Origin of the sequence: Acidithiobacillus concretivorus (assembly GCF_018853445.1) — a bacterium.
Lineage (GTDB): Bacteria > Pseudomonadota > Gammaproteobacteria > Acidithiobacillales > Acidithiobacillaceae > Acidithiobacillus > Acidithiobacillus concretivorus.
In genome coordinates, this window is sequence record NZ_JABELD010000062.1 from 22,475 (window position 1) to 38,436 (window position 15,962).

The following is a 15,962-nucleotide window of genomic DNA, read 5'->3' on the forward strand; positions in this document are numbered from 1 at the left end:
TCAGGCCCACTGCCCGTTTTTAAAAAATTCCGATCGTTAACGTGGATACTTTAGCAAGAATTATTGGCTGCTCGCAGCCGCGAGCTTCGCAGCGTCGATTTTTACCTTGGCATGATCGCGCAGATCACGCAAATAAGCTGCCGACAACAATCTTCCCCGTTGTTCTTCCAGTGACGCACGAATTTCGTCTGTCACCTTGGGATTAACGGCTACTGAAGACGGGGCCATCACCTGAGTCACCGCAAATACCGTGTAGCCATCCTGCCCACGCACCATACCCATGGAAGGTATATGCTGCACAGGAGCTGGAGCATCAAATGCTGCGTTCAGCAAAGTCGGAGACAGACCCCGAGCATCTTTCCGGGTAACATTCAAATGGACTTTGACAGGATAAGTACCATCTGCACTCAACATTTCCACCTTACCGGCTTTACGGGCTGAAGCCAGCAAGGCTTCCGCTTTGCTTTTTGCCAGTTGCGTGGCTTTTTCTGCCGTTAATTGAGCCGTAATTTGACTTTGGACTGCCGCTAAAGTCTGGGCTCTACCCGGGGTATAATGGACCAAGTGGACGGCCATCAAATCGCCATTTTTCAGGGTCAGGGCCGAGCTGTTTTTACCAGCCAATACGGCTTTACTGAAAGCCAGGTCCAACGCCTTCGAATCAGCAAAGGGCCCACTGGATAATTCTTTTCCGGCGGTAAGCTGCCCACTCGATTCAATGCTGAGGTGATACGCCTTGGCCAGCGACTGGAGTCCATCGGGACTACTGAAGAGGCGATCCTTGAAATTTTCAACTTGGGCCTGAAAAGCATTTTCCGCAGCCTGATCTGTCTTTTCTGAATGGTTGCTTCCGGAAGCAGCCGCTGCAGTAACGTCTTTTACCGATATCTGGTTCGCGCCGCGAAAGTTTTGTGGTCCCATAACCACGTATTGCACTTCAACCTCAGCAGGCAACTGGAATTCGGATAAGTGCGACTGATAAAAAGATTGCACTGCTGCCGCATCCGGCTTGGCCTGCTCAGCAAAATGCGCATCAGTGATGGTCACTGTGCTGATATCCCGATATTCCTGCGACCAACCCCATACTTCAGTAGCTGCCTGATCAGAAGCATTGGCAATAATTTGAGGCACTACCTGAAGTTGCTCCAGCCGCATACTTTCCCGCAACATACCTTCAAATTGTGCTGGCGTCATCCCGTTGGCGGCTAATAATTTCTGGTATTTGGCTTTGGAAAAAACACCTTTTTCCTGAAAGGCCGGAATGGCTTCAACTTTTTTGGCCAAGGCCGTATCCGACACCTGTAAACCCAGGTGTCCTGCTTCGGTGCCCAATAATATATTATCAATCAATCCATTCAGTACATCGTGCGCAAAGCTGCTCTGCTGTGCCATTTTAGCAGCCGTTGCTGCTCCAAAAACATGACTATAACGTGCTTGCGCTTCTTCCAGACGTTTATGAAATACGGCTTCAGTAATTTTTTGGCCATTTACGGATGCTACAGCCGAAGGCCCAGAACTGCCGGACATCAAATAACCACTAACGCCCCAGAGGACAAAAGACAAAGCAATGAGTACCATGATTATTTTGGCAATAAATGATTGTCCAAAATTACGAAATACATCCATCATAATTAGAATCCTCGCGAAACGTCACTCTGGTATGCATGACCACTGCAAAGGTGGGTGAAAGCCTTTCTGACTACGAATAACACCTGGATATAACCAAAGCGAATCAGGGATTATCCACCTTAAAATAACAAAAAAGCGCCCACTTGCGAGGGCGCCTTTCTTCATTTGGCGGGGCGGACGGGGCTCGAACCCGCGACCTCCGGCGTGACAGGCCGGCATTCTAACCAACTGAACTACCACCCCAATAAATTGGTGGTGGGCGGTGAGGGGCTCGAACCCCCGACATTCGGCGTGTAAAGCCGACGCTCTACCAACTGAGCTAACCGCCCTAACCAGACGCGCTAGTTTACTGCATCACGCAGTGCTTTACCAGCTTTAAATTTAGGTGTGCGACTAGCGGCAATCATGATTTCTGCGCCCGTAGCAGGATTCCGACCCTTACGCGCTTCGCGTTCGGAAACCAGGAAAGAACCAAAACCTACCAGAGTGACCTGATCACCCGCTTTCAAGGCAGCGGTAACCACTTTGATAGCGGCATCCAAGGTATGCCCTGCGGCGGCACGCGTAACACCTGCTTCTTCTGCAATTTTTTCGATCAATTCGGATTTGTTCATAATTTCTTTCTCCTGTTATAGACCCAGACACTTCTGTAAAACTACGAATCAGCTAAAACTATTAGAGGTTATAGCAGGGTAAAAAAACACTTGTCAAGATCATCAACAAAATCTACAAATGATTTCACATGTTAGACCCTATCCATCTTAAAAATTTAGTCGTGATTTAGCGACGGTCATGCATTAATCAGCAGCAGATTATCAACATTGCCAGTTAATAGCAGAACATAATATGGCCTCTGAAAATAATCATATTCCCAGAGGCCGATAACTGCAGCCTAGTGCGCTGTAGCCTTATCTTCCGCGTTATCTCCACCAACTGGCGGTACAACACCCAGTAGAGGTTCTCCATCATCAGGCAATGGCGCTGGCGACGTCTCCAGGGCAATAGCTAACACTTCGTCAATCCAGCGTACCGGCTTGATCGTGAGTGCATCACGCACATTTTTGGGGATTTCCTGCAAATCCTTTTCATTTTCTGCCGGTATCAGCACGGTACTGATCCCTCCGCGATGTGCCGCCAACAGTTTTTCTTTCAAACCCCCAATAGGCAGAACTTCACCACGAAGGGTGATTTCACCCGTCATGGCCACCGTAGCTTTTACCGGAATACCGGTCAGCGCAGAAACCAGTGCTGTAGCCATACCGATACCTGCGCTAGGTCCATCTTTGGGTGTCGCACCTTCCGGAACGTGAATATGGACATCCCGATTTTGATAAAAGTCAGCCGGAATACCCAACGCACGTGATCTGGCACGCACCACACTCATAGCCGCCTGAATGGACTCTTGCATAACGTCACCGAGTTTTCCGGTAATCAGGAGTTTACCCCGACCCGGTACAACCACAGCTTCAATGCTCAGCAATTCACCCCCGACTTCCGTCCAGGCCAAGCCGGTGACTTCGCCAATACGATTTTCTATTTCCGCTTTGCCATAATCAAAACGCCGAACACCCAGATATTTGTCCAGATTACGATCGGATACCTGAATTTTAGTGCGTTTTTTGTCCAGCAAGAGCTCCTTGACGACTTTACGGCAAATGCGCGCCAGCTCCCGCTCAAGATTCCGCACCCCCGCCTCGCGCGTATAGTAACGGATGATGTCGCGAATCACGGTTTGCGAAACCTGCATCTCCCCGTCTTTCAAACCCGCTTTCTCGATTTGCTTCGGGAGCAGATATTTACTGGCAATATGGATTTTTTCATCTTCGGTATAACCGGAAATCCGGATGACTTCCATACGATCCATCAAAGGCGCCGGAATATTCAGCGTGTTGGCTGTGGTGACAAACATTACCTCAGACAAGTTAAAATCCACTTCCAGATAATGATCATTAAAAGTGGCATTCTGCTCCGGATCGAGCACTTCAAGCAGCGCCGAAGCCGGATCACCCCGAAAATCCATCGCCATTTTATCCACTTCATCCAGCAACATCAGCGGGTTGCGAGTTGCCACCTTGGCCAGACTCTGGACAATTTTTCCCGGTAATGCGCCGATATAAGTGCGCCGGTGTCCGCGAATTTCCGCCTCATCACGCACGCCGCCCAGCGACATCCGCACGAATTTGCGATTGGTGGCTTCCGCAATGGAGCGACCCAAACTGGTTTTACCAACACCGGGCGGGCCAACCAGACACAAAATGGGTCCACGACTATTACCCACACGTTCCTGCACTGCGAGATACTCCAGTATGCGCTCCTTCACATCCTCCAGACCATAGTGGTCGGCATCCAGGATGGCCTTGGCACGCTTAAGATCCTTGGTGATCTTGCTGCGTTTCCGCCATGGAACACCCACCAACCAGTCAATGTAATTACGCACCACCGTCGCTTCTGCAGACATGGGGCTCATCATGCGCAGTTTCTTTAATTCGGCATCAGCCTTGGCCCGCACATCTTTGGGCATTCCGGCTTTTTCAATTTTACGGGCGAGTTCATCCAGTTCACTGCCGCCCTCTTCCGAAAGATCGCCGAGCTCCTTCTGAATGGCTTTCATCTGCTCATTCAAATAATACTCGCGCTGGCTTTTTTCCATTTGCCGTTTGACACGTCCACGAATCCGCTTCTCTACCTGAAGCAGATCAATTTCGGATTCCATCATACCCAGCAGATGTTCCAACCGCACACGCGTATCTGCCTTTTCGAGAATATCCTGTTTTTCTTCGAGCTTGAGACTGAGGTGGGCAGCCACCGTATCGGCCAGTCGCGCCGGATCATCCATACTGGCCAGAGTAGACAAAATTTCCGGCGGAATTTTTTTGTTCAGCTTTACATAGGACTCGAACTGCGCACTGACTGAACGCATCAGCGCCTCCAGTTCACGATCATTGGCGGCAGCACTGACCACCACCTGGACCTGGGCGCGGAGCGATTCATCGGCTGGCAAAAAAGAAACAATCTTGGCACGATCCGTACCTTCCACCAGGACTTTTACCGTTCCATCCGGCAATTTCAGCAACTGCAAAATAGTGGCCAAGGTCCCAATGCGATAAATATTTTCCGGCTGGGGATCATCATCAGCAGCATTTTTCTGAGAAACCAACAGGATTTGTTTTTCTCCTGACATGGCTTCTTCCAGCGCGCGGATAGACTTTGCACGACCTACAAAAAGCGGGATCACCATATATGGGAAAACCACCACGTCCCGTAACGGAAGTACGGGCACCATCAGGGATTCTTCTTCTACCAGGAGACTTTTATCTATTTGCGCCACGGTTCACTCCAGAAATTCGATGATAACCATCATTAGGAAAGCAGATTGGGGCGCATGATCGAGTTTTCAACGCGCCCCTGCTTGTTTCAGGCCGGATGAGACATATCCACCTTGATGGCATCGTCATAAACCAGAAGCGGCTTGCCGCCACTTTCTACTACAGCAGCATCCACCACTACTTTTTTGACGCCGGTCATGGAGGGCAGCTCATACATGGTGTCCAGTAAAATCTGCTCAAGGATGGAGCGCAAGCCACGGGCACCGGTTTTCCGCGCAAGGGCCTTTTTGGCAATGCCCTTGAGCGCCTCCGGACGGAACTCCAGGGTAACGCCCTCCAGGGAGAACATTTTCTGATATTGCTTGATCAGGGCATTTTTGGGTTCAGTGAGGATGGACATGAGCGCTTCTTCGTCCAACTCTTCCAAAAGTGCCAGAATAGGCAAACGTCCAACAAATTCGGGAATCAACCCATAGCGCACCAGATCTTCCGGTTCCAGATTCTGCATGAGCATGGCGGCAGTGGCATCTTTGTCCCGTTTTTTAAGGGGCGCATTAAAGCCCATTCCGCCTTTTTCGAGACGGGAAGAAACGGATTTTTCAAGGCCCGCAAACGCACCTCCACAGACAAACAGAATGTGGCGGGTATCCACCTGCAAAAACTCCTGCTGTGGATGTTTACGGCCTCCCTGGGGAGGAACCGAGGCGACGGTGCCTTCAATCAGTTTCAACAAGGCCTGCTGCACGCCTTCTCCCGATACGTCGCGGGTAATGGAAGGATTTTCAGATTTGCGGGTGATCTTGTCGATTTCGTCAATATAGACGATTCCCGTCTGAGCTTTCTCGACGTCATAATCACATTTCTGCAGCAATTTTTGAATAATGTTTTCCACATCCTCACCAACATAACCGGCTTCGGTGAGGGTCGTGGCATCGGCCATGGCAAAAGGCACGTTCAAAAGCCGTGCCAAGGTCTGGGCCAGTAGGGTCTTGCCGGATCCGGTCGGACCAATCAACAAAATATTACTTTTGTCGAGCTCTACTTCATTGTCCTTACCACCATGCTCCAGACGTTTGTAATGATTGTAGACCGCCACGGAAAGCACTTTTTTGGCACTATCCTGACCAATCACATAATCATCCAGCGTCTTGCGTATTTCCATGGGTTTCGGAAGTTTATCCTGCTGATCACCGTGCAGATCATCCAGGATTTCGTCCTTGACAATATCATTGCACAGTTCAATGCATTCATCGCAGATGAATACCGATGGACCGGCAATCAGTTTCCGAACTTCGTGCTGACTTTTTCCACAAAAAGAACAATACAAGGTCTTTTCGCCACTTCCCTCATGCTTTCCAGCCATAGCTGTTCTCCTGCCTGTTTCAGGCGGTCTCGTCATCACCGCGATGGGTAATCACGGCATCCACGAGATGATAGGTTTGGGCCTCTTCGGCCGACATGAAAAAATCCCGGTCGAGATCCTGCTCAATGCGTTCACGACTCTGTCCAGTATGGTGGACCAGAATATCGTTGAGTCGTTCACGAATGCGCAGAATTTCTTTGGTGTGAATTTCGATATCATGCGCCTGCCCCTGGAAACCACCGGAAGGCTGATGCAACATGATTCTGGCGTTGGGTAATGCGTAGCGTTTGCCTTCCGCACCAGCGGCGAGCAGTACGGCACCCATACTGGCGGCCTGTCCAATACAGACCGTGCTCACCTTGGGACGGATGAACTGCATGGTATCATAAATAGCCATACCCGCCGTCACCGAACCACCCGGGCTATTGATATACAAAGCAATATCCTTGTCAGGATTTTCCGCTTCCAGAAAAAGCAGCTGGGCTACCACCAGGTTGGCCATCATGTCTTCTACCTGACCCACCATGAAAATAACCCGTTCTTTTAGCAGGCGGGAATAAATATCATAAGACCGCTCACCACGACCCGTTTGTTCCACCACAATCGGAACATATCCCAAACCCTGGGGGACGGACGTAACTGGATCTCCTGCTTGTTTCCACATCATTGCTGCTCCTCGATTAAGGGACGCTGCCACCTTCGTCTGAATGCCCGATTTACGCCGCTGGGGTTGCCGGAGAACGGCCAATCAACTGATTAAAGTTCACCGACTCTTCGGTCACTTTAACACGCTCCAGAAGCCATGCCACCACTTTATCCTCCAGCACCATGGCTTCTGCCTGTTCCAGCTGCTCCGGTTTGCTGCGATACCAGGCCACAAACTGGTCGGGATCCTCATATTGCTCGGCCATGTCGCGAATGACTTGCGTCACCTCGGCAGAACTGGCCTGCAGTTTTTCCCGACGCACGACTTCACTGAGGACCAGACCCAGCACTACCCGGCGCCTGGAGATGTTTTCCAGGTCTTCAGCAGCACTGGCATTGGGGTCTTTCTGCAATTGTTCCAGTTCCTGGGCCAACATTTGTTTGGGCAGGTCTGGCTGGTTGCTTTCGACCACCAGATCCAGCAGTTGCGATTTCACCTGGGCATGACTCAGTCTTTGGGCTTCGCGTTCCAGATTCTCTTTGACCTCCTGACGCAGGACCGCGACATCGCCGTCTTCGATACCCAGCGCCAGAGCAAATTCGGTGTTTAATTCGGGCAACTGTGCTTCAGCCACTTCCTTGACCTGGAGATGAAATTCGGCATTTTTGCCCGCCAATTCTGCCACATGATAATCCGCAGGAAACTGTACCGAAACGCTTTTTTCTTCACCGGCAGAAAGCCCGATAAGGCCTTGTTCAATATCAGGCAGCAGCCGCCCAGCACCCAGAACTACCTGATAATCCACCACATCGCCACCGGGCATGGGTTCGCCATCCATAAGTCCCTGGAAATCTACCGTAACCCGGTCTTCATTTTGTGCCGCACGCTCGGTTTTAACATAAAAACGGCGCTGCTGGCGCATGATATCAATCGTGGCATCTACATCACTTTCCGTCACGACGGCACTCTTTCGAATCACCGTAGCCGTGGGAATTTGGGGCTCGAATTCAGGATAGACTTCAACAACCGCCGTAAACACGAAGTCTTCTCCGCGCCCGCCTTTTTCAACCTGCACTTCGGGACGCCCTACGGGACGCAGGGATTGTTCACGCACAGCCTGGGAATAGCGCTCGTTAATCAGCTGGTCAAAGGTTTCCATGAGGGCATCTGAACCATAATGGCGTTCAACAATAGCCAATGGTGCCTTGCCCGGCCGAAATCCCGGAAACCGCGCTGAGCGGGCCTTATTGCGTAAACGTTGCGTGACACCATTTTCCACCTCACTGGCAGGAATGGTCACATGAATGTGGCGTTCCAGAGGCGCAGCCTCCGGTGTAGAAATTTGCATGAACTGATCCTTGTTTTTCATTTTGTCTAAGCCTAAACACCCATCATAAACTCAAGCCCGCCGCCCCTCAAGGTCAGCGCAGCCCCCGACTGCCCGGTTTCACCGGGACACCACCCGCCGCGCAGAGCGGACAATCTTCAGCGGACCAGGTCCGCACCGGCAAACGCAGGAGTGGGTAAAACGGAATACCATCAAAATCCTGGAAGCCCGCGCTACGGTCAATAATCGCAGAACTCGCCAACAGCTTGCCTCCGGCTGCCTCTACTGCAGCTATGCATTCACGGGTCGAGCCACCTGTCGTAGTAATATCTTCAACAACCAATACCCCTTCACCTGGAGATAAAGCAAAGCCCCGGCGCAGGACCATCTGGCCATTTTCACGTTCAGTAAAAAGACTGCGTACCCCCAGGGCTCTGGCACATTCATAAGAAACCAACACGGCACCCATGGCGGGTCCCACAACACAACGGATCTGCTTCCTGATGGCTTCTGGAATACCGGCAACCATCGCGGCACAGAGCCGTTCTGCATGTTCTGGATTCTGCAACACTTTTGCGGATTGCAAGTAGGTATCGCTGTGCAAGCCAGAGGACAATAAAAAATGTCCTTGTAACAAGGCACCATCATTTTTGTATAAATCCACTACTTCATCTGCTGTCACTGAGTTTGTTTCTCCATTAGTCTGATTTTATAAAATGGGACACCTTATCCCGCGCAAGCAGCCAACAGGGCAGACAAAGCTTCTGCCGGATCCGGCGCTGCAGTAATGGGGCGACCAATGACCAGATAGTCTGAACCCGCCGCCAGTGCTGCTCCAGGCGTCATGGTCCGCTTCTGATCATCAGCGCCATACTGGGCGGGACGGATACCGGGGGTCACCAGACAAAACTCCGGATGCAATTGTTTGAGCCGGGAAGCTTCCTGCGCAGAACAGACCAGTCCATCCAGACCGGCTTCTGCACTGAGCGCGGCCAACCTTTCTACCTGAAGCTCAACAGGGTCTTGCACACCCAGCTGCATCAAGGCATTTGCATCCAGACTGGTTAATACTGTCACCGCAATCAGCAGCGGCTGATGCCCGGAAGCCGTCACGCCATCAATAGCCTCCCGCGCGGCTTCCAGCATCGCTTTACCCCCACTGGCATGCACATTGAGCATCCATACCCCCAAGCGGGCGGCAACCTGACAGGCCTTGGCCACCGTCTGCGGAATATCATGAAATTTGAGATCCAGAAACACCTCAAAGCCCCTGTTTTGAAGTTGTTCAACTACTTTGGGTCCAGATGCTGTAAAGAGTTCCTTGCCCACTTTGACCCGACATTGGCGGGGATCCAAAAGTTCGACCATGGCTAGTGCTGCTGTCATATCTGCATAATCCAGCGCGACAATAAGTGGTGATTTCACAGCTTTTCCTCTCCTGAAAAGACACCCCACTGGCGACAACTGGGGCAGCGCCAGTAATACTGCGTACTTTGATAACCACAAGACTGACAATGAAACAGTTGGGGTTCCAGTTGCCACTGACGCACGGCCAAGACCATTTTTTCGATCAGCTCCGCTTCGGGTGCGTTCGGGTCCATGCTTAACAACAGCTGAAACACCCTAAGATCAGGTTTTTTGATCAGAATATGCCGCAAAAAAGTACTGGCAGCCGCTTGCCCCTCTATCTTCTGCAAAGCTTCTGCCAGGCGTTTTATGGCCAGCGGCGAACTACAGTGAGCCTGCAAACGCTGCAAGTGACCTGACTGCTGGCTTCCCATGTGCTGCAAAACCTGCAGAAAGGGCTCCAGCACCAGTAAAATCGTCGAGTCGGTAGGTAGTGCCAGCAATCTATTCCAGTATTTGAGGGCACCCTGCCAATCTTTTTTGTCAAAAGCCAGACGCCCGGCAATCATCAGGGCGCGGGGATTGTCGGGCACTTCCCGGCGCGCGGCATTCAGATACTTTTGTGCTTGGGAGTAATCTTCACTGCGCAGCGATTCTTCTGCCAGCTCGCCGTACAACAAGGCAATTACCGTTTGCTGTGCGGACATTCCTGATTGGAGCAAACGCTTGCGAATGGCAATGGAGGAAGCCCACTCACTACCTAATTCATAGAGTTCAGCCAACGTGGCGAGCCCTTCGGTATGCGCAGGCTGACTTTCGAGCAGCTCTTTGAGAATACTTTCTGCCCGATCCAAAATACCGGCTTTCAAATAATCGCGGGCAATTTCAAACAGCACACTTTGCCTTAACCCCTCAACCAGGGCAGGCTGCTCCAGTAAGTACTGATGTACCCGCAATGCCCTTTCCAGCTCGCCACGTCGTCGAAACTGACGGCCCAAGGCCAGGAGTATATCGACACTTTCCGGGTGCTGGCGCAAGGCTTCCAGAAAAACCTCTACCGCTTCGTCCTGACGTTCACTCAGAAGATAATTCAGGCCCTGAATATAAACCTGAGGGATGGCTTTGCTAGCTGGCTCTTTTTGGGTACGTCCCAGCCAGAAACCCAGCAGGGCGGCAAAGCCTGATACTATCCCCAGGACGAGGACAACCGCAGAATCCACGCCCAGAATGGTCAATCAGGCTTTGCCGGATGTATTCTCCGGATAATCGACCTGCTCACGCAGTTCCTTACCCGGTTTGAAGTGTGGAACCCGCTTTTCCGGCACCATGACCGATTCGCCGGTCTTGGGATTACGCCCCTGTTTAGCAGGACGTACATGCATGGAAAAGCTGCCAAAGCCACGAATTTCAATGCGCTCACCTTCAGCAAGTGCATCACTGAGGTAATCCAGCATATGGCGGGTGGCCATTTCAATATCACGCACACTGAGCTGCGGGTATTGGGCGCTGATGTTTTTGATCAATTCAGATTTAGTCATGATTTTTAGCTTCTTCAAATAAGCACTGATTGGAAAACTATGAAAACGTCAGACGGTAAGAACTTCGGCCTGACGCCTAAAAAAGTGGCTCCCCGGATACTCAATAAGGGCATCCGAGGAGCCGTCTTACAACTAACCCTCTTCTTCCTGCTTACGCTTGAGCTGCTCTTTAATCAGGTCACCCAGACTGGTGGTGCCTGTTGCCGCGCTGCGGGCATACTGCTGGGTAGCAGCAGCCTGTTCTTCAGCACTTGGAGCTACGGCCACATCACGCGCTTTGGTACTCAGGGTCAAGGTGCGGTTTTTACGATCTACGGCGGCAATGGCCACCTCAATCTTGTCACCTGCTGCCAGGGTCTGGCCCTTATTCAACTCACGTTGCGGCAGGTGGCCTTCAACCCCTTCACCCAGGCGAATTTCTGCGCCACGACCATCTACGGAAATGACTTCACCTTCTACCAGCGCGCCCTTTTCATTGGCGACGACAAACTGAATGAAAGGATCCGTTTCCATCTGCTTGATGCCAAGGCTGATACGTTCACGTTCCGGATCAATGCTGAGCACCACGGCTTCCAGCGTATCGCCTTTCTTGAAATCACGCACAGCTTCTTCACCGGTACGATCCCAGGCAAGGTCGGAGAGATGAATCAGGCCGTCAATTCCACCATCCAGACCCACAAATACACCAAAGTCGGTGATGCTCTTGATCTGGCCGGAGACCCGATCGCCTTTCTGGAAGTTCTGGGCAAAATCATCCCATGGATTAGGCAGACACTGTTTGATACCCAGAGAAATACGGCGACGCTCTTCATCAATATCAAGAATCATCACCTCTACTTCCTGACTGACATGCAGAGCCTTGGCCGGGTTAATGTTCTTGTTGGTCCAGTCGATTTCGGAAACGTGCACCAGACCTTCCACGCCCTCTTCGATTTCAACGAAGGCACCATAATCGGTGACATTGGTGACCTTACCGAAAATGCGGGTGGATTCAGGGTAACGACGGGCAATATCACGCCACGGATCTTCACCCAACTGCTTCATGCCCAGAGAAATACGACCTCTTTCGCGGTCGAACTTGAGGACCAGGACACGCACTTCGCCACCAACGGTAACCACTTCGCTGGGATGCTTGACGCGACGCCAACCCATATCCGTAATATGCAGCAGACCGTCAATTCCGCCCAGATCAATAAATGCACCATAATCGGTCAGGTTTTTCACCACACCGTCGAGAATGGCACCTTCCTGGATGCTTTCCAGCAACACGCCACGTTCAGCGCTTTGTTCCTGCTCAACCACGGCGCGACGAGACACCACCACGTTATTACGCTTGCGATCCAGTTTGATGATTTTCATCTCGAGGTCTTTACCTTCGAGATAAGCCACATCACGCACCGGACGGACATCCACCAATGAACCCGGCAGGAAGGCACGAACACCATCAATGCTGACGGTGAAACCACCCTTGACCTTACCGGTCAGGAAGCCATGTACTACTTCATTGTCATTGAAAGATTTTTCCAGATCGACCCAGGTCTTGGCACGACGGGCTTTTTCACGCGACAGACGGGTTTCACCCATGCCATCTTCGACCAACTCCAGACAGACCTCAACCGAGTCACCGACCTTGACTTCGATTTCACCCTCGGCGTTGCGAAACTGCTCGGCAGGAATGGGTCCTTCGGATTTAAGGCCGACATCGACGATGACAAAATCATTATCCACGCGGGTGACAATGCCGGTAAGCAACTCACCAGGCTTCAGACCCTGGGTACTCTGGCTTTCTTCAAACATCTCGGCAAAACTGGGTTCAACAAGCATTTCAGCGTTAGGGGTGGTCATAAATTTCAATAGGCCTCATGTACCGGGAGCACCGTGGGTGTCCCTTTTGATTACTGCTCAATGCCATATCAATGGCGGTTTCAATTCTCCCGCAACGCGGTTTTTACCCACGCCTGCAAGACCGTATAGGTTTCGACGACTGTTTGCGCACTGGTATCCAAAATTCGGGCATCCGCAGCGGGCCGAAGCGGCGCGACGCTGCGTTGTTGATCTCGGGCATCCCGTTCTGCAATTTCCGCCACAACGCCCGCGAGATTAGCACTAATCCCCTGTTCCATCAACTGATTGAGGCGTCTTTTACCGCGCTCTTCGGCACTGGCGGTCAAAAAAACCTTCAGCACCGCTTCCGGGAAAACCACTGTACCCATATCCCGGCCATCGGCTACCAGACCCGGAGCCTGGGCAAAGTCTCTTTGCCGCTGCAACAAGGCCGTACGCAGCGCCGGAATAACAGCAATTTGCGATGTCAGGGCGCTAATAGATGGGGTACGAATAGCCTCGTCCACTGGTTCATCGTGCAGCAGCACCAGAGTCTGGTTGCCATCCCCCCGAAAACGCAAGGGCAATTCCAGCGCCAGCTGAACCAGGCCCGCCTCATCATCTTTGGCAATTCCTGATCGATCTGCCGCCAACGCCAAGGCACGATAAATAGCCCCGCTGTCCAGCAAGTGCCAGCCGAGATCATGCGCCAGCATGCGTCCCAATGTTCCTTTACCCACACCGCCCGGACCATCCAGAGTCACTACGGGAATCAGGCTCATGCGGCGAAAACCTCCAGGTTCAGTCCGGCCTGACGAGCCAGCGCCGGAAAACCGGGGAAAGATGTGGCGACATTGGCACAATCCAATATTTCAATATTTCCGGAGGCTACCTGCCCGGCCATGGCAAAAGCCATGGCAATGCGATGATCGCCATGACTATCGACCTGCCCGCCACAGAAAGTGGAAGGTGTAATTATCGCTCCGTCAGGCCGCTCTTCCACCGCCACGCCCAAAGCCCGTAAACCGGCAGCCATCACGGCAATGCGATCACTTTCCTTCACCCGCAATTCTTCAGCTCCGGAAATGATACTGGGTGTTTTTGCACAGGCGGCGGCGATAAACAGGGCCGGAAATTCATCAATGGCCAAAGGCACCAAATGGGGAGGAACCTCAATGCCTTGCAGTGGGGCATAACGTACCCGGATATCCGCCACCGGCTCACCACCAATTTCGCGCAGAGCCGTCAAATCAATCCGCGCGCCCATCCGGGTGAGAATTTCAATGATTCCGGTGCGGGTGGGATTAATGCCTACCCCCTCAAGCAGCAGATCCGACCCCGGGGTGATACTGGCACCCAACAGAAAAAAAGCTGCCGAAGAAATATCGCCGGGTACCTGGATACGTTGCCCGGTGAGCTGACCGCCACCTTCCAGGCAGGCACGATTTTCCTGTCGGGATACCGCATAGCCGAAACCTTTCAACATGCGTTCACTATGATCCCGGGTAGGTGCCGGTTCGGTGACGCAGGTTTCACCCTGGGCATATAAACCCGCCAATAATACGGCGGATTTCACCTGGGCGCTGGCAACCGGCATATCATAATGCATCCCCTGCAAGGGTTTTCCATGAATATGCAGCGGTGCTTTTCCGTCTTGTGCCTGAATATCGGCCCCCATGGCCAAGAGCGGCTTCAAAACCCGGCCCATGGGTCGCTTCTGCAAACTGGAATCACCCACCAGGGTGCTAGCAAAAGTCTGCCCGGCCAACACCCCGGACAGGAGACGCATAGCCGTGCCTGAGTTACCACAATCCAGCGGGACTTGTGGTGCTTTCAGGCCATGCAACCCCACTCCATGAATGCGCAGGTGGCCATTTTCCGGACCGTCCATATGGACCCCCATGGCCCGAAATGCAGCAATGGTCGCCAGTACATCTTCGCCCTCCAAGAGCCCCTCTACTTCGGTCACTTTTTCGGCGAGGGCACCAAGTATGACCGAGCGATGGGAAATGGACTTGTCTCCCGGAACAGGGAAGCGGCCTTTGAGCGCATGGCCAGGTCTAACGATGTAGCGGGTAGTCATTCAGGAAGCACCGGTGGAAAATGAAATTGTTGGCGAACCGTTTTGCCACGTGCCAGCCAGGACTGCAGATCAGGCGTGGCTTCGTCCACCAGAAATTGTTCGGCCAGTCTTAAGTTCTGTTGGAGTTGTTGCAGTTGCTGACGCACTGCCTGCTGGTTTTCCAGCAGAATTTCGGCCCAAAGTGCGGGGTTGGAATCGACAATCCGCGAGAAATCACGCAAACCGCCACCCGCCAAGTTTTCCAGACCGGGAAACTGCGACTCCAGTCCGGCCAAATAAATAAATGCCAACAAATGCGGCAGATGACTGGTAGCTGCCAGCGCTGCATCGTGCGCCTGGGGCGACATTTCCTGCACCTCGGCACCCAAGGCCATCCAGAACTGCCGGACTTTGCCCAGCGCCAGCGCATCCGTCCGACCTGGCAGCGGCGTAAGAACCACCTGAGCAGCCCGATACAAGTCTTCACGCGCCGCCCGAAAGCCAGTCATTTCACTGCCGACCACCGGATGGCCCGGCACAAAGCGCGTCCCGAAAATTTCCGTAGCCCGGCAGGTAATAGTATTTTTGGTACTGGCCACATCGGTTATTACCGCAGCAGGATCTGCCCAGCGCGCAACTTCCGGAAGCTGGGCCAGTAATACTTTGGGCGGCGTGGCCAGCAGGATCAGATCGGCATCTACCAACACCTCCGGCAACTGATGCCCCAGTACAATCCGCCAAGGTTCTGCGCTGGACTGCTGAGAGGCTACGGCAGCGGCACTGGGCAACGCGGCATGAATATGACCTTCATACCCCACAGCGCGCAAGGCCTTGGCAACACTGCCACCCATCAGCCCGAGGCCCACTATGGCCACTCGCTGAAAGGGAATCTCCGGCATC

At 52.5% G+C, this 15,962-nt stretch carries 14 protein-coding genes and 2 tRNA genes; all 16 read right to left on the reverse strand.

Annotated elements, in window-relative coordinates; all coding sequences use genetic code 11:
* Positions 1-60: 60 nt before the first annotated feature.
* Positions 61-1,629, reverse strand: coding sequence for a peptidylprolyl isomerase (locus HJG40_RS08610; RefSeq protein WP_215863809.1), 1,569 nt, complete (start codon positions 1,627-1,629; stop codon positions 61-63).
* 166 nt (positions 1,630-1,795) lie between these two features.
* Positions 1,796-1,872, reverse strand: a tRNA-Asp gene (locus HJG40_RS08615).
* A 10-nt stretch (positions 1,873-1,882) separates the two neighbouring features.
* Positions 1,883-1,958, reverse strand: a tRNA-Val gene (locus HJG40_RS08620).
* Between the two features lie 12 nt (positions 1,959-1,970).
* Positions 1,971-2,243 carry an HU family DNA-binding protein gene (locus tag HJG40_RS08625; RefSeq protein WP_215863810.1) on the reverse strand — a complete coding sequence of 91 codons (273 nt, stop codon included), beginning with the start codon at positions 2,241-2,243 and terminating at the stop codon, positions 1,971-1,973.
* Positions 2,244-2,521: 278 nt separating this feature from the next.
* Positions 2,522-4,957 (reverse strand): endopeptidase La, encoded by a 2,436-nt coding sequence (gene lon, locus HJG40_RS08630; protein WP_438263562.1) that lies wholly within the window; start codon positions 4,955-4,957, stop codon positions 2,522-2,524.
* An 86-nt stretch (positions 4,958-5,043) separates the two neighbouring features.
* Entirely contained in the window at positions 5,044-6,318 is a 1,275-nt protein-coding gene (gene clpX / locus HJG40_RS08635; protein WP_215863811.1) for an ATP-dependent Clp protease ATP-binding subunit ClpX, read from the reverse strand.
* Between the two features lie 19 nt (positions 6,319-6,337).
* Complete coding sequence (gene clpP / locus HJG40_RS08640) at positions 6,338-6,985, reverse strand: ATP-dependent Clp endopeptidase proteolytic subunit ClpP (protein WP_438263563.1); 648 nt, start codon at positions 6,983-6,985, stop codon at positions 6,338-6,340.
* A 49-nt stretch (positions 6,986-7,034) separates the two neighbouring features.
* On the reverse strand, positions 7,035-8,312 hold the full coding sequence (tig, locus tag HJG40_RS08645; RefSeq protein WP_226857326.1) for a trigger factor: 1,278 nt from the start codon (positions 8,310-8,312) through the stop codon (positions 7,035-7,037).
* Between the two features lie 73 nt (positions 8,313-8,385).
* Complete coding sequence (gene pyrE, locus HJG40_RS08650; RefSeq protein ID WP_215863813.1) at positions 8,386-8,973, reverse strand: orotate phosphoribosyltransferase; 588 nt, start codon at positions 8,971-8,973, stop codon at positions 8,386-8,388.
* Positions 8,974-9,017: 44 nt separating this feature from the next.
* Positions 9,018-9,716: an orotidine-5'-phosphate decarboxylase gene (gene pyrF / locus HJG40_RS08655; protein WP_215863814.1), complete on the reverse strand. Its 699-nt coding sequence runs from the start codon at positions 9,714-9,716 to the stop codon at positions 9,018-9,020.
* Positions 9,713-10,873, reverse strand: coding sequence for a tetratricopeptide repeat protein (locus tag HJG40_RS08660; RefSeq protein WP_215863815.1), 1,161 nt, complete (start codon positions 10,871-10,873; stop codon positions 9,713-9,715). The genes pyrF and HJG40_RS08660 overlap by 4 nt, the downstream gene beginning before the upstream one ends.
* Entirely contained in the window at positions 10,874-11,176 is a 303-nt protein-coding gene (locus HJG40_RS08665; RefSeq protein ID WP_010638105.1) for an integration host factor subunit beta, read from the reverse strand. It abuts the gene before it with no gap.
* 132 nt (positions 11,177-11,308) lie between these two features.
* Complete coding sequence (gene rpsA / locus HJG40_RS08670; protein WP_010638104.1) at positions 11,309-13,021, reverse strand: 30S ribosomal protein S1; 1,713 nt, start codon at positions 13,019-13,021, stop codon at positions 11,309-11,311.
* 80 nt (positions 13,022-13,101) lie between these two features.
* On the reverse strand, positions 13,102-13,782 hold the full coding sequence (gene cmk / locus HJG40_RS08675; protein ID WP_215863816.1) for a (d)CMP kinase: 681 nt from the start codon (positions 13,780-13,782) through the stop codon (positions 13,102-13,104).
* Complete coding sequence (aroA, locus tag HJG40_RS08680) at positions 13,779-15,083, reverse strand: 3-phosphoshikimate 1-carboxyvinyltransferase (protein WP_215863817.1); 1,305 nt, start codon at positions 15,081-15,083, stop codon at positions 13,779-13,781. Before aroA ends, cmk begins: the two co-directional genes overlap by 4 nt.
* Positions 15,080-15,961, reverse strand: a complete 882-nt coding sequence (locus HJG40_RS08685; RefSeq protein ID WP_215863818.1) for a prephenate dehydrogenase — start codon at positions 15,959-15,961, stop codon at positions 15,080-15,082. Before HJG40_RS08685 ends, aroA begins: the two co-directional genes overlap by 4 nt.
* Between the last annotated feature and the right edge of the window lies 1 nt (position 15,962).